Origin of the sequence: Actinomyces sp. 432 (genome assembly GCF_009930875.1) — a bacterium.
In the GTDB taxonomy this organism is placed as follows: Bacteria; Actinomycetota; Actinomycetes; order Actinomycetales; family Actinomycetaceae; genus Actinomyces.
In genome coordinates, this window is record NZ_CP025249.1 from 2660257 (window position 1) to 2674623 (window position 14367).

Here is a 14367-nt window from a genome sequence, read left to right on the forward strand (position 1 = left end):
AGGACTGTCCATGACCGAGGTATCCGAGACCGAGAAGTACGTCCTGGCGATCGACCAGGGCACCACCTCCTCCCGGGCGATCGTCTTCAACCACTCCGGCCAGGTCGTATCCATCGGCCAGCAGGAGTTCACCCAGATCTTCCCCAACCCCGGCTGGGTTGAGCACGACCCGGTGGAGATCTGGGAGTCGGTGCGCGCCGTCGTCGCCGAGGCCCTGCAGAAGGCGGAGATCAACCGCCACTCGCTCGCCGCCGTCGGCATCACCAACCAGCGCGAGACCACCATCGTGTGGGACAGGCACACCGGCGAGCCGATCTACAACGCCATCGTCTGGCAGGACACCCGCACCGCCGCCATCGCCCGGGAGATCGCCGCCGGCGACCCGCTGGGCACCGAGCGCTACCGCCAGATCACCGGTGAGAACATCTCCACCTACCCCTCGGCCACCAAGGTGAAGTGGATCCTGGACAACGTGCCCGGGGCCCGCGAGAAGGCGGAGGCCGGGGACCTGCTGTTCGGCACGCCCGACACCTGGGTGGTGTGGAACCTGACCGGCGGCGTCAACGGCGGCGTGCACGTCACCGACGTCACCAACGCCTCCCGCACGCTGCTGATGGACGTGCGCACCCTGCAGTGGCGCGAGGACATCTGCGCGGACTTCGGCATCCCGATGTCGATGCTCCCCCAGATCAAGTCCTCCTCCGAGGTCTACGGCTACGGCCGCAAGAACGGCCTGCTGATCGACACCCCGATCTCCGGCATCCTCGGCGACCAGCAGGCGGCCACCTTCGGCCAGGCCTGCTTCGAGGTCGGCACCGCGAAGAACACCTACGGCACCGGCTGCTTCATGCTGATGAACACCGGTGAGGAGCCCGTCTTCTCGAAGAACGGCCTGCTGACCACGGTGCTGTACCAGCTCGGAGACGCCAAGCCGGTCTACGCGCTGGAGGGGTCCATCGCGGTGGCGGGCTCCCTGGTGCAGTGGCTGCGCGACAACCTCGGCATGATCGAGAAGTCCAGCGACATCCAGGCGCTGGCGCGCACGGTGGAGGACAACGGCGGGGTGTACTTCGTGCCCGCCTTCTCCGGGCTGTTCGCCCCCTACTGGCGCGACGACGCCCGCGGCGTAATCGTGGGCCTGACCCGTTACGCCACCAAGGGGCACATCGCCCGCGCCGTGGAGGAGTCCACCGCCTTCCAGTCCGCCGAGCTGCTCGACGCGATCAACGCCGACGCCGGCGTGCCGCTCAAGGAGCTCAAGGTCGACGGCGGCATGACTAACGACGACCTGGTCATGCAGTTCCAGGCCGACCTGTGCGGCGTCGACGTAATCCAGCCCGTGGTGGCCGAGACCACCGCGCTGGGCGCCGCCTACGCCGCCGGCATCGCGGTGGGCTTCTGGAACGGCACCGAGGACGTCGTGGCCAACTGGCAGGAGGGCAAGCGCTGGACCCCGTCCATGGACGCCGCCGAGCGCGACCGCACCTACCGGCTGTGGAAGAAGGCCGTCACCCGCACCCTCGACTGGGTCGACGACGACGTGAAGTGAGCGCCGACGTCGGGACCGCCCCGTGAGGCCCCACGGGCCACGCATCCCGGCCCGACGCGCGCGCCCCGAGACCGGCTGGGGCCCGGCACCACTGCGGTGCCGGGCCCCAGCGCCTACCCGGCAGCAGGCGGTGCCGAATAAGGTTTCCCAACCTTCATGTGACGAGAGCGATTTGATGTGATAATTCAGTGGTCGCTGTCGTCTCGCGGCCTCACCACGAAGCCGGCGGACTTCGGCACCGTCGTCGCCACCCCTCCCGGAACAGCTCATGACACTCACAGCTCCACTGCTCGCCACGGCCTTCACGCCCTCGACGACCGCCGTCGGCGGCAATGTCTTCCTCACCGCGATCATCGGACTGCTGCCGCTGATCGCGTTCTTCGTACTCATGGGGGCCTTCAAGGTCGCCACGCACTGGTGCGCGATCATCGCCCTGGCACTGTCCGCCGTGATCGCCGTCGTCGCCTTCCACATGCCGGTGGGAATGACGGCACTATCGGCCACGCAAGGCCTGGCCATGGGCTTCGTCCCCATCATCTACATCATCATCGCCGCCGTCTGGCTGTACAACCTGACCGAGACCTCCGGCCGCAGCCAGGACCTCAAGGCCGTGTTCAACGCCATCGGCAAGGGCGACCAGCGCGCCCAGGCCCTGATCGTCGCCTTCTGCTTCTGCGGCCTGCTGGAGGGCCTGGCCGGCTTCGGCGCCCCGGTAGCCATCACCGCCGCCATGCTGGTGACGCTGGGGGTGCCCAAGCTCAAGGCGGCGATCGCCACCATCGTGGGCAACGGCATCTACGTCGGCTTCGGCGCCATGTCCATCCCGGTGACCACCGCCGGGAACCTCGGCGGCCAGGACCCGGTGTCCGTCGCGCAGAACATGGGCCACCTGACCTCGCTTATCTGCCTGCTGGTTCCCTTCCTGCTGCTGTTCATCCTCGACGGTGCCCGTGGGGTGCGCCAGCTGTGGCCGCTGGCACTGGTAGCCGGGATCGCGGCCGGCATCGGCCACTTCACTACCCCGAGCCTCTCCTACGAGCTGACCTCGGTGGTGGGCGCCCTGCTGGCCTTTGCCGCCTGCTACCTGTTCCTGCTGGCCTGGACGCCAAGCACGCCCAGCGAGTACCACTCAGAAATCGCTGCCGCAGACAAGCCCGACCGTGAGCGCGTCATCCTGGCGCTGCTGCCCTACGTGCTGGTGGTGGTCATCATCGCCATCACCAAGCTGTGGAAGCTCGGCGTGGACCTGTCCGCCGTCCTGTCCGGCACCGACATCAAGATCCAGTGGCCGGGCGTGTACGGCAACCTGCTCACCGCCGACGGTGAGGCCTCCACCTCCGCCATCTACAACCTGCAGACGCTATCCAACCCGGGCACCTGGATCCTGCTTACGGCGGTGATCGTCTGCATCGTCTACGGCACCCGCTCCTCGGGGGGACGCTTCCAGACCTCCATCGGCGCCATGTTCGCAGTACTGCCGCGCACCATCTACACCCTGCGCATGTCCATCCTCACCATCGCCTCCGTGATGGCGCTGGCCTACGTCATGAACTTCTCCGGCCAGACCACGGCTGTCGGTGCCGCCCTGGCCACCACCGGTGCCGCCTTCGCCTTCCTCTCCCCCGTGCTCGGCTGGATCGGCACGGCGGTGGCGGGCTCGGCCACCAGCGCCGGGGCACTGTTCGCCAACCTGCAGGCCACCGCCGCCGCGCAGGCAAACCTGGACCCGCGCATCCTGCTGGCCGCCAACACCATCGGCGGTGGCCTGGGCAAGATCGTCTCCCCGCAGAACCTGGCGGTGGTCACCACCGCCGTGGACGCCCCCGGCACCGACGCGGAGATCCTCAAGAAGGCCGCCCCCTACTCCCTCGGCCTGCTGCTGGTGCTGTGCTGCCTGGTGCTGGCCGCCTCCCAGGGCTGGCTGGGCGCCTACATGCCTGCGTGACGGTGGCGCCGGCGAGGTCGACCGGGGGCCGTTTGTCGGATACGGCCGCTTCCTCCCCGGTAACTCCGCGTTCGCGGTGGCCTCGGGAGGTGGGGGCCGTAGCCGGGCTCCCATGGTCGTACTCGGGCTGGCGGGTGTGCGGCCGACTCCCGAGGTGCGGACTTCTCAGCGCACTGGCTGTCTGCATGGCTCTTCTTCTTGCAGCCTGCTCGGTTACTCCTCTCCTGGGTCGGGACGCCCAGCCGGACAGCACGCAGGATGCGCGCTTCGCCGAATTCACGCAGTACGTTCCCGACCCACTGACCGTCCAGACCTCCCTGGACTCGGTCACCAGCCGTATGCCGGCCATGGGCGCCACAGGCGTGCACTTCGTCGGGCAGTACCGGGTCAACAAGGGCGAGTGGCCGCTGCCGGAACCCGATCGCCCCTACTGGTTCCACGCCGTCGTCGAAGTCGACCAGCCCACCAGCCGGGCTTTGGGCGACGCCGCGACTACCACGCCCGACCTGCTGCCGCCGATCCACCCCGACCTGCACCAGTACGTCCCCCAGGACTGCACCTTCGTCACCATCCCGGAGTCCGACGCGAACCGGATTCTTGACACCGAGAACGCCGACCTCGTGGGCGGCTCGGAGCGGTTCACCGTGGATGAGCTGGCACTGTCCACCGACTGCGACCTCGTCGTCATGGTCGGCACCGGGCACTACTCCTGACGGCGTAACACCATGCTCAAGGCGGGGCTCGTAGTGGGGTGGCATTCCCGTAGGGGTCCCTTAAGCGGCGGGAAGACGCTTCGTACCCTGACCCGACGGTTCGTACTTTCCGGTGGACGCTTCGTACCCCGAGCCGACGGTTCGTACCCTAAAGTGCCGAACCGTCACCGCAAGGTACGAAGCGCTGATGCGAAGTGCCGAAGCGTCGGCGGAAGTGCCGAAGCGTCGTCGCCGGGTGGCCAACCGCAAGCAGCCGCACGCCCCGGACACCACCCCGGCCTCCACGTCCGCATCCTCGAACCGGAGGAGTCAGCCGATGACATTGTCGACCGCACGCGGCAACAGGTGAGGAAAACCGAAGGCCGGAGTTGCGGAATGTGACCCGCAACGCGCCCGCAGCGGTGCCCGAGGAGGCCCCCCACCACCCCGAACTACCCCCACTTTTCCGCGAGATTTCAGCCTTCAACCAGAGAGTTTGAAGGTGCTCGCACACACCGGTGGAGACCTTCCCGCCGCCGTCCTAACCTGGTCACGGTTACGCCAATGCATCTCGTGGAGGAAAGGACCTCACACCGTGCGCGTCGCACTATTCGCCACGTGTCTGGCAGACACGATGTTCCCCCAGGCCGCACAGGCCACCGTCAGTATTCTCGAGCGGCTCGGCCACGAGGTGGTCTTCCCCCAGGGGCAGGCCTGCTGCGGCCAGATGCACGCCAACACCGGCTACTTCAAGCAGGCCGCCTCCATCGTCGCCAACCACGTCAAGACCTTCGAGCCGGTCCTGGACGGGGAGTGGGACGCCGTCGTCGTCCCCTCCGGGTCCTGCGCGGGCGCCGCCCGGCACGAGCAGCGCCTGGTGGCTGAGCACGTGGGCGACTCCTCCCTGGTTAAGCGCGTGGACGCGCTGAGCAACTACACCTACGACATCTCCGAGTTCCTCATTGACGTGCTCGGACTGGAGGACGTAGGCGCCTACTTTCCGCACACGGTCACCTACCACCCCACCTGCCACTCCATGCGGGTGGCGCACGTGGGGGACCGCCCCTACCGGCTGCTGCGCGCAGTCGAGGGCCTGACCCTCATCGAGCTTCCCGATGAGAAGGTCTGCTGCGGATTCGGCGGCACCTTCTCCATCAAGAACTCCGACACCTCCACCGCCATGGTGGCGGACAAGGCCGCCAACGTCATGTCCACCGGCGCCGAGGTGCTGTGCACCGGTGACTACTCCTGCCTGATGAACATCGGCGGTGCCCTGTCCCGCGTCAACTCCGGCGTGCGCGTAATGCACCTGGCGGAGATCCTCGCCTCCACCAAGGAGGCCCCCTTTGAAGGCCACGCCTCCTTCCAGCCCAGCAACGACCAGGTGAGGTTGTGACGACTCAAATGACCCAGACATTTCTAGGCATGCCCGCCTCCGCCCCCGACGAGCAGCCCCACACCGGCGGCTGGCGCACCAACGTCGAGGTCCCGCAGGACACGCTGCGCTGGGGCCACACCTTCCCCGAGGGAGCACACAAGACCCTTGCCAACACCCAGATGCGCCGCAACCTGGGCCACGCCACGCGCACCATCCGCAACAAGCGGCAAATGCGCGTGGACGAGATGCCGGACTGGGAGGACCTGCGCAACGCGGCGGAGGCCGTCAAGTTCGAGGTCGCCTCCCGCCTGCCCGAGCTGCTGGAGCAGTTCGAGGCGAATGTGACCGCCAACGGCGGCATCGTCCACTGGGCGCGCGACGCCGCGGAAGCCAACCGGATCGTCGCCGACATCATCAAGTCCAAGGGCGTGGACGACGTCGTCAAGGTCAAGTCCATGGCCACCCAGGAGACCAACCTCAACGAGTACCTGGCAGACGAGGGCATCACCGCCCACGAGACCGACCTGGCGGAGATGATCGTCCAGCTCGCCGACGACATGCCCTCCCACATCGTGGTCCCGGCGATCCACCGCAACCGCTCCGAGGTGCGCGGTATCTTCCTGGACCGCATGGGGGACGCGCCCGAGGACCTGTCGGACCAGCCCGAGGAGCTCGCCGGGGCCGCCCGCGCCCACCTGCGCCGCAAGTTCCTGCACGCCTCCGTGGCCGTCTCCGGCACCAACATGGGCATCGCCGAGACCGGCACCGTCTCCATCTTCGAGTCCGAGGGCAACGGCCGCATGTGCCTGACCCTGCCGGACACGCTGATCACGCTGATGGGCATCGAGAAGCTGGTACCGCGCTACCAGGATGCGGAGATCTTCACCCAGCTGCTGCCGCGCTCCGCCACCGGCGAGCGCATGAACCCCTACACCTCCATGTGGACGGGTGTCACCCCCGGCGACGGCCCCCAGGAGTTCCATCTGATCCTCATGGACAACGGCCGCACGAAGGTACTCACCGACCCGATCGGCAGGCAGGCACTGGCCTGCATCCGCTGCGGCTCGTGCATGAACATCTGCCCCGTCTACCAGCACACCGGCGGGCACGCCTACGGCTCGGTCTACCCCGGCCCGATCGGCTCAATCCTCACCCCCCAGCTCACGCAGGGGCTCGACGACGACGATCCGGTCCACACCCTGCCCTTCGCCTCCTCCCTGTGCGGGGCCTGCGCGGAGGTGTGCCCGGTCAAGATCGACATCCCCACCATCCTGATTCACCTGCGGGCCCGCAGCGTGGACGTCAAGCGCCGCCTGGTGCCGGACATGTGGGACGTGGCCATGAACACCACCGGCCCGCTCATGTCCAGCGGAAAGGCCTGGCTGGCGGCCACCGAGGGGGTCAAGGCCACCCGCCTGCTCGGGAAGGACGGCAGGATCGGCGCCCTGCCCTTCCCCGCCTCCCTGTGGACGCGCTCGCGCGACCTGCCCGTCGCCCCCAAGGAGTCGCTGCGGCACTGGTGGAAGCGCACCCACCCCGAGGGCATCACTCCTGCCCGCCCGGCAACCGACGCCGCAGCTGACGCCACCGCCCAGCCCACCACCGAGGAGAACCGCTGATGGACGCCAAGACCGCTATTCTCGCCCGCGCCCGTGAAGCGATCTCCCGCTCGCAGCAGGGTCGGCCCGTGCGGGAGGTCCCCCGCAACTACATTCGCGTCGGCGCCGACGCCCCCGGCTCGGAACCGGTGGTCGCGGACATGGCCGAGAAGCTCGAGGACTACTCCGCCAAGGTCGTGCGCGCCCCCAAGGATGCCGCCATCCTGGACGCCATTGACGAGCTGCTCGGGGATGCGCGCAGCGTCGTCGTCCCTGCCGGGCTGCCGCAGGCCTATAAGGACGCGGCCGCACGCGGCGGGCGCACGGTGCGCGAGGACTCCCGCGAGCAGCCGATCCCTACCCTCGAGCTGGACCAGCTCGATGCCGTGGTCACCTGCTCCCGCGTGGGCATCTCCCTGTCCGGCACAATCTGCCTGGACGGGGAGCCCGACCAGGGTCGGCGTGCCATCACGCTTGTTCCAGACAAGCATGTAGTCGTCCTGGAGCGGGAAATGATCATGCCGACGGTGCCGCAGGCGGTGGAGGTGCTCGGGCAGCACCCGACCCGCCCCACCACCTGGATCGCCGGCGGCTCGGCCACTTCTGACATCGAGCTGGTGCGTGTCAACGGCGTGCACGGCCCGCGTAACCTGGGCGTGGTGATCGCACACTGAAGCCGACTCTGGTGCCCGTGCGGAAGCCGACGCTGAAAGCGGCGGCAGGTGCGGCGCAGCTCCCCTCCCGGCACCGGGCGTCACGGCAACTGGCGGCCGCATGACAGCAAGTAGCCCAGAGCCGCTCTCGGCGCGCCCGGAGGCACGGGCGCGCCGAGAGGCGCTGATCCGCGAGCTGCGGGAACGCGGCGAGATGGAGGTATCCGAGCTCCCGGGGCGATTCGGGGTGTCCGTGGAGACCATCCGCCGCGACCTGCGCCACCTGGAGTCCAGTGGGCGCATCATCCGCACCTACGGGAGGGTTGCTGCCGCCGAGTCCGCCACCTATGAGACCAGCCGCGCCTTCCGCTCCAGCCACAACGCCGGTGAGAAGGACCGCATTGCCCGCGCCGCCGTGGCCTGCCTGGGGCACGCAGAAACGGTATTCCTGGACGAGGGCAACCAGCCGGCTCTGGTCGGGCGAGCCCTGCCCGAGGACCGTACCCTCACGGTCGTTACCACTTCCCTGCCAACCGCGATTGAGCTGGCCGAGCGGCCCCGCTACACCGTGATCGCCGTCGGCGGCCGGATACGGCCCAAGACTCTCGGCGCCGTCGACCACTGGGCCACCGCCATGCTGGCGCGAATCGAGCCGGACCTGGCGTTCATCGGAGCCAATGGCATCACCGATGACGGCTGGCTGACCACCCCGGATCCTGCTGTGGCAGCAGTCAAGGAGGCAGCCCTAACGGTGGCCCACCGCACCATCCTGGTGGGCAGCCACACCAAGTTCGGCCACTCCACCTTCGTGCGCTTCGGCCACGTGCGCTCGCTGGAGCGCATCATCACCGGCCGGGAGCTGCGGGCCGCGACGGCGCGCAGACTTGGCGCCCTGGGTCCCCAGGTCGAACGAGTCTGAGCGGGAGCGGCACTTTAGGAGCAGGAGCCTGGCAGCCACCCGGTGCCGCCAGCCGGCGGCGCGCGGCCAGGCCGCCGCCGACTGCAGCCCCAAGTTCGCCCGCTCCCGTCCCCACTTGGGGCGAAGGCTGTCGGAAACGGTCACCGGCACGCCCGGCTTCGGTAACCGCCGTCCCCTCGCGGGCGCCCTGAGCCGCGTCGCCGAGGCGCTTGAGGAGCCGGACACCGGTAAACCTGACGTGCCCAACCGGTCACCGAAGCGGTCACCTCCCGGTCGCAAACTGGGTTTACCGGCGAAGGACGCCGGCCCTGACCCAGCGACCAAAGGTGATCGAGCAACGATGCCCTCCTCCAACAGGTTCATAGCAGCCATACAGAAAACCGGATTCCCCACCAACCTCGCGGCCGGCTTCCTGGCCGTCATCATCTTCGTGATCGGTGACGGGATCGAAGCGGTGTGGATCACCAACTACCTGTCCAGCGACGCCGTCGGCTTCGCCGTCTCCCAGGCCTCAATGATCGTCACCTCCTACGGCGTAGTGGTGGCCATCGCAGCCTTCCTTTCTGGCGCCCTGTGCGACGCAATCGGCTGCCGCCGGGTGATGCTGATCGGCCTGGTCTCCTTCCTGGTGTTCGACGCGCTGTTCATCGCGGTGGGCCTGCCCAGCCACAACCTGCCACTGCTGCTGCTGTTCTACGGCATGCGCGGCTTCGGGTATCCCATGTTCGCCTACGGGTTCCTCACCTGGACCATGATGGTGACCCCGCCCGCACGCCAGTCCTCGGTCTCCGGCTGGTTCTGGTTCGCCTTCAGCTTCGGCATGCAGCTGCTCGGCTCCTACTTCTCCAGCCTGCTGCTGCCGCACATCGGCCACATCGCCACCCTGTGGCTCGGCTGGGTCCTCGCCGCGGTTGGCGGCGTGATCGGCATGCTGTTCCTGCGCATGCACCCCTCCTCGGCGCAGACCCAGGGCAAGTCGGTGGCGCAGTCCGTCGGCTCGGCCGTGTCCGTGCTGTGGCGCTACCCGAAGGTCTCCATCGGCGGCATCGTGAAGGTCATCAACCTCTCCGGCCAGTACGGCATGCAGGCCTACTACGTGGTCTACCTGCACAAGGTCTACGGGATGCCCGAGTCCCAGGCCATCCTGGAGTTCTCCATCTTCGGCTTCGTGGCCATCATTGGCGACGTGTTCTGGGGCGTGGTCGGTGACAAGCTGGGCTGGCGCAACACCCTGCAGTGGTTCGCCACCCCGATTACGGCGGCGGCGCTGGCCTACATCTACCTGATCCCGATCGTCGCGGGCCCGAACTTCTTCCTGATCGCCCTGGGCACCTCCGCCGTCGGCATCGGGCTCAGCGCCCACGTACCCACCACGCCGCTGATCACCGCTCACGCCCACGGCGAGACCGGCAACGCGCTGGCCATCCTGAATCTCGGTGCCGGACTGGGCGCCTTCGTGGGCCCCGCCATCGTCACCCTGCTGATGGGTGACGAGACCACCGCCGGCGGCTACCTGTGGGTGGCCATGGCGCTGGCCGGCATCTACGTCATCTCCTTCTTCCTGTGCTTCGCCCTGAAGCTGCCCGGCAACGCCCGCATCCTCGAGTCCTTCGGCGACGAGGACGCCGACGCACACAAGGAGGCAGTCACCGCCTGATCCCGCACCAGCAGCGCCGTCATCACCCGGCCGGGGCGCCTGCCGCGGCCCGGCCGGGAGCCGACCCAAGAACCCGTCCGACTCCGCACCGCTAAACCCGATCCAAGACAAGGATGTCAACATGACCACCACACTCGCCGCCTCCCCCCTCGCCCCCACCTACGACCGCTCCGCCATCACCACCGGCATCGTCCACATGGGCGTGGGCGGCTTCCACCGCGCCCACCAGGCCATGTACCTCGACCGGCTCATGCGTGAGGGCAAGGCCCTGGACTGGGGCATCTGCGGGGTGGGCCTGCTGCCCCAGGACGCCCGCATGCGCGACGCCCTGACCGGGCAGGACTTCCTGTACAGCCTGACCCTCAAGCACCCCGACGGCCACCACGAGCCGGCGATCATCGGCTCCATCTGCGACTACCGCTTCGCCCCCGAGGACCGCGCCGGCGTGCTGGAGGTGATGACCGCAGCCACCACGCGGATCGTCTCCCTGACCGTCACCGAGGGCGGGTACAACATCGACGACGCCACCGGCACCTTCCGTGCCGAGGCCCCCGGGGCCGCCCACGACGCCGCCAACCCCCGCGAGCCGGAGACCTCCTTCGGCTACATCGTGGAGGCGCTGCGGCTGCGCCGCGAGGCCGGGGTCGCACCCTTCACCGTGATGAGCTGCGACAACCTGCCCGGCAACGGGAAGATCGCCCGCACCGCCGTCGTGTCCCAGGCGCGCCTGTCCGACCCGGAGCTGGCGGACTGGATCGACGCCAACGTCGCCTTCCCCAACTGCATGGTTGACCGCATCACCCCGCAGACCACCCCCGCCGATATTGAGGAGGTGCGCGCTGAGCTGGGCGTGGAGGACGCCTGGCCGGTGGTGGCCGAGCCCTTCACCCAGTGGGTGCTGGAGGACGACTTCCCCGCCGGGCGCCCACCCTACGAGGAGGTCGGGGTGCAGATGGTCGACGACGTCGTCCCCTACGAGCTGATGAAGCTGCGGCTGCTGAACGCCTCCCACCAGGGCCTGGCGCACTGGGGCGGCTGCTGGGCATGGAGTACGCGCACACGGCCGCCGCCGACGGCGACATCGCCGCCTGGGTGCGCACCTACCTGGAGCGCGAGGCGCGGCCGCGGCTGCTGCCCGTGCCGGGCATCGACCTGGATGAGTACATCGACACGCTCTTCGAGCGCTTCACCAATGAGGCGATCGCGGACACGCTGCTGCGGCTGGCGCAGTTCGGCCCCTCCGGCATGCCGAAGTTCGTGCTGCCGACCGTGCGCGACAACCTCGCCGCGGGCGGGCCGATCCGCCTGGGCGCGGCCATGTGCGCCGCCTGGTCGCTGGGGGTGCTCGGCACCGACGAGAACGGGGAGGCGATCCCGGTGGCCGACGACCTGCGGCCCTTCGCGGAGAAGCAGGAGGCGGGCGACGAGCTCGGCTTCATCGGCAACCGGGAGATCTTCGGCGACCTGGCCGACGACGAGCGATTCCGCACCGCCTACACCGAGGAGCTGGCGGCGCTCAAGCGTGAGGGCGCCCGCGCCCGCATGCGCGCCCTGCTCGGCTCGCCTGAATGATCACCCGACTCCCTTCACCGAGACCGGCACTCGTTACACGCCCAAACCGGCACTTGTAACACACCGAAACCGGCACCAATGACGGGCCCGGCGACTTTGGTCGCCGGGCCCGTCGGATGCGTCGGATTAACAGAGCCGCGCTGAATCAGCCGGCCGCCGTCGCCTTGTTCTCCTCCTGCCGTGCCGCCCGCTCGGCGGCGGGCAGCCAGCCGGTGTTCACCAGTCGCACCTGGTACCACCAAGCAACCGCGAACAGGATCGCGCCGAAGGCGAGTGCGCTGAGCGAGCCGCCGACGGCCCCCAGACGACTGAGCAGCCCCACGATCGAACCGAACCAGCCGAAGTCGGCGTCACCAAAGGTGGAATTGGCCAAACCGAGTGAACCCATGACGGTCAGCAGCGCGGCGGGCAGGAAGGTGATAAGCACGCCATTGACGAAACCGCCCAGAATCGCACCGCGACGCCCGCCTGTGGCATTGCCGAATACACCGGCGCCGCCGCCGTCGAAGAAGTGCGGGACCATGCCGGGCAGGATCAGCGCCATCCCCCAAGCAGGACCGAACCAGACGGCAATCAGCGCCAAAGACGCCAGACCGCCCACGAAGGAGGCGATGAATCCGATCAGGGAGGCGTTGGGCCCAAAGGGGAATACGATCGGGATGTCGAGCGCGGGCTTGGCGCCGGGCACCACCCGGTTGGCGATTCCCTGGAACGCGGGAACCAGCTCACCGAGGATGATGCGCACCCCGTACAGGATGATGCTGACGCCGATTCCGAACTGCAGCGCCTGGGCGAAGGCCGCCATGATGTAGGAGCCGTAGGTGTCGGAGGTCTGAGCCCCCTCGAAGACGCCCATTAGCTCCTCCTTGGGCACGGCGACAATCCCCCAGACGGCGAACACCAGGTACAGGACCAGCATGAGCAGCGTCGTCGAGACCATGGAGTCGCGCAGGAAGCGCAGCCCCTGCGGAAACTTCATGTCCTCGGTAGAGCGCGAACGCTTACCGACGGCGCTGCCAAGCGCGCCCGCCAACAGGTAACCGACCGTGTTGAAGTGCCCGACCGCCAGCTTGTCATCCCCGGTCACCCGGTTCATGTACGGCTGGGCGAACGTCGGCATCACCACCATGATGGTGCCCATAAGCACCGAGCCGATCACTACCACGAGGGCGGAGTGCCCGGGGCCGAAGCCCACCGAGAGGACCACGGCCAGCAGCGTCGCCATGAACACCATGTGGTGTCCGGTCAGGAACACGTACTTCAGCGGGCTGAACCTGGCCAGCAGCAGCATGATCAAGAAGCTGAGCACGATGAGGTAGGCGGAGGTGGTCCCGTACTCGCTCGCGGCCTGGGCGGTGATGACCTCGTTGGTCGGGACCACGCCGTGGGCCCCGGTGACCCTGAAGATGAGGTCGCCGAAGGGGGCCAAGGAGCTGGTCACCACCGTGGCGCCGGCGCCGAGGATCAGGTAGCCCATTGCGGCCTTGAGTCCCCCGCCGATGACCTGCCCGGCAGACTTGCGCAGGGCGATCAGGCCGACAGCTGCGACGATACCGATCAGGTAGGCGGGAACGTTGAGGATCTCCTGGCTGATGAAGTCGAGTACCGCAACCAGCACGTTCACTGGGTCTTCTCCCTTAGGGCGGCCTCGATCTCAGAGATGTCAGTGAAGTTGTGGACCACGGCGATCGGGGTGGACAGGCCCGTGAGCTCCTCGGCCAGCTCGGCGGAGGTGATAATCAGGTCGGCGCTCTGCGCGGCGCCCTTGGCGGTGCCGATATCGGAGGTGGAGACGTCGGCGTCCAGGCCGAGCGAGGCGGCGGCCTGCTCGACGTTCATCTTCAGCAGCATCGAGGTGCCGATGCCCATGCCGCAGACGCAGGTGATGTTCATTCTTCTTCCAATCCGGTAGAGGTGGTGGTATCGGTTGAGCTGGGGTCAAGCAGTCCGCGGAGCGCCGCCGGGGTGGGTGCACGGTCCAGCTCCGCGCGCGAGGTGGGGTCGGACAGGGCGCGGGCGAGGGCGGCCATGACATCCAGGTGCTCGCGCTCGTCCTTGGCGGCCAAGCCGATGATGTGACGCACCGGATCGTTCGGGCTGCCGAACTCGACGGGGTGCACCAGCCGCACCCAGCTCATGCCGGTGCGCAGCACAGCCGGGGAGGGCCGCGAGTGCGCCAAGGCGAGCCCCGGAGCGATCACAATGTAGGGACCGTGCTCCTCAACGGCCGCGATCATCTCCTCGGTGTATTCGGGCGTCGCCGCCCCGGAAGCGGTGAGCCCTCGCCCGCGAGCCGGAGTGCGCCGCGCCAGTCGGTCGCGTCGACGTCGAGCCGGAAGGAGGTATCCGGTAAGGCGGTGGACAGAGTGAGAGCGGCCATCATTGCCTCTTCTCGTCATATGGG

11 protein-coding genes and 1 pseudogene are annotated in these 14367 nt (G+C 68.3%); 9 read left to right on the forward strand and 3 right to left on the reverse strand.

Features of this window, described 5'->3' with window-relative positions:
* Positions 1 to 10 precede the first annotated feature (10 nt).
* From glpK to CWT12_RS11180, 9 genes and pseudogenes are all read left to right on the forward strand, one after another.
* Positions 11 to 1549 (forward strand): glycerol kinase GlpK, encoded by a 1539-nt coding sequence (glpK, locus tag CWT12_RS11140; RefSeq protein ID WP_161924853.1) that lies wholly within the window; start codon positions 11 to 13, stop codon positions 1547 to 1549.
* 268 nt (positions 1550 to 1817) lie between these two features.
* Positions 1818 to 3494: an L-lactate permease gene (locus CWT12_RS11145; RefSeq protein WP_161924854.1), complete on the forward strand. Its 1677-nt coding sequence runs from the start codon at positions 1818 to 1820 to the stop codon at positions 3492 to 3494.
* 185 nt (positions 3495 to 3679) lie between these two features.
* Positions 3680 to 4207: a hypothetical protein gene (locus CWT12_RS11150; protein ID WP_161924855.1), complete on the forward strand. Its 528-nt coding sequence runs from the start codon at positions 3680 to 3682 to the stop codon at positions 4205 to 4207.
* A 574-nt stretch (positions 4208 to 4781) separates the two neighbouring features.
* The gene (locus CWT12_RS11155; RefSeq protein WP_161924856.1) at positions 4782 to 5582 is read left to right on the forward strand and encodes a (Fe-S)-binding protein; all 801 of its coding nucleotides are present in this window, start codon (positions 4782 to 4784) and stop codon (positions 5580 to 5582) included.
* A gap of 8 nt (positions 5583 to 5590) precedes the next feature.
* On the forward strand, positions 5591 to 7183 hold the full coding sequence (locus CWT12_RS11160; RefSeq protein WP_161924857.1) for a LutB/LldF family L-lactate oxidation iron-sulfur protein: 1593 nt from the start codon (positions 5591 to 5593) through the stop codon (positions 7181 to 7183).
* Positions 7183 to 7836: a LutC/YkgG family protein gene (locus tag CWT12_RS11165; protein ID WP_161924858.1), complete on the forward strand. Its 654-nt coding sequence runs from the start codon at positions 7183 to 7185 to the stop codon at positions 7834 to 7836. The genes CWT12_RS11160 and CWT12_RS11165 overlap by 1 nt, the downstream gene beginning before the upstream one ends.
* Positions 7837 to 7936: 100 nt before the next feature.
* A complete protein-coding gene (locus CWT12_RS11170; RefSeq protein ID WP_161924859.1) occupies positions 7937 to 8734 on the forward strand; it encodes a DeoR/GlpR family DNA-binding transcription regulator in 798 nt (265 codons plus the stop codon).
* Positions 8735 to 9074: 340 nt separating this feature from the next.
* The gene (locus tag CWT12_RS11175; RefSeq protein ID WP_161924860.1) at positions 9075 to 10391 is read left to right on the forward strand and encodes an RbtT/DalT/CsbX family MFS transporter; all 1317 of its coding nucleotides are present in this window, start codon (positions 9075 to 9077) and stop codon (positions 10389 to 10391) included.
* A 121-nt stretch (positions 10392 to 10512) separates the two neighbouring features.
* Positions 10513 to 11963, forward strand: a pseudogene (locus tag CWT12_RS11180) (mannitol dehydrogenase family protein).
* Between the two features lie 145 nt (positions 11964 to 12108).
* Here CWT12_RS11180 and CWT12_RS11185 read toward each other — a convergent pair.
* The 3 genes from CWT12_RS11185 to CWT12_RS11195 are packed head-to-tail and all read right to left on the reverse strand — an operon-like array spanning position 12109 to position 14362.
* Positions 12109 to 13587, reverse strand: coding sequence for a PTS ascorbate transporter subunit IIC (locus CWT12_RS11185; protein WP_161924861.1), 1479 nt, complete (start codon positions 13585 to 13587; stop codon positions 12109 to 12111).
* Positions 13584 to 13856 carry a PTS sugar transporter subunit IIB gene (locus tag CWT12_RS11190; protein WP_161924862.1) on the reverse strand — a complete coding sequence of 91 codons (273 nt, stop codon included), beginning with the start codon at positions 13854 to 13856 and terminating at the stop codon, positions 13584 to 13586. Before CWT12_RS11190 ends, CWT12_RS11185 begins: the two co-directional genes overlap by 4 nt.
* A complete protein-coding gene (locus tag CWT12_RS11195; protein ID WP_272927752.1) occupies positions 13853 to 14362 on the reverse strand; it encodes a PTS sugar transporter subunit IIA in 510 nt (169 codons plus the stop codon). Before CWT12_RS11195 ends, CWT12_RS11190 begins: the two co-directional genes overlap by 4 nt.
* Between the last annotated feature and the right edge of the window lie 5 nt (positions 14363 to 14367).

What these genes read in the sequence shown, in the direction of transcription:
- glpK (WP_161924853.1), top strand. Translation starts at nt 11, where the DNA reads ATGACCGAGGTATCCGAGACCGAGAAGTACGTCCTGGCGATCGACCAG.
- CWT12_RS11145 (WP_161924854.1), top strand. Translation starts at nt 1,818, where the DNA reads ATGACACTCACAGCTCCACTGCTCGCCACGGCCTTCACGCCCTCGACG.
- CWT12_RS11150 (WP_161924855.1), top strand. Translation starts at nt 3,680, where the DNA reads ATGGCTCTTCTTCTTGCAGCCTGCTCGGTTACTCCTCTCCTGGGTCGG.
- CWT12_RS11160 (WP_161924857.1), top strand. Translation starts at nt 5,591, where the DNA reads ATGACCCAGACATTTCTAGGCATGCCCGCCTCCGCCCCCGACGAGCAG.
- CWT12_RS11165 (WP_161924858.1), top strand. Translation starts at nt 7,183, where the DNA reads ATGGACGCCAAGACCGCTATTCTCGCCCGCGCCCGTGAAGCGATCTCC.
- CWT12_RS11170 (WP_161924859.1), top strand. Translation starts at nt 7,937, where the DNA reads ATGACAGCAAGTAGCCCAGAGCCGCTCTCGGCGCGCCCGGAGGCACGG.
- CWT12_RS11175 (WP_161924860.1), top strand. Translation starts at nt 9,075, where the DNA reads ATGCCCTCCTCCAACAGGTTCATAGCAGCCATACAGAAAACCGGATTC.
- CWT12_RS11190 (WP_161924862.1), bottom strand. Translation starts at nt 13,856, where the DNA reads ATGAACATCACCTGCGTCTGCGGCATGGGCATCGGCACCTCGATGCTG.
- CWT12_RS11195 (WP_272927752.1), bottom strand. Translation starts at nt 14,362, where the DNA reads ATGACGAGAAGAGGCAATGATGGCCGCTCTCACTCTGTCCACCGCCTT.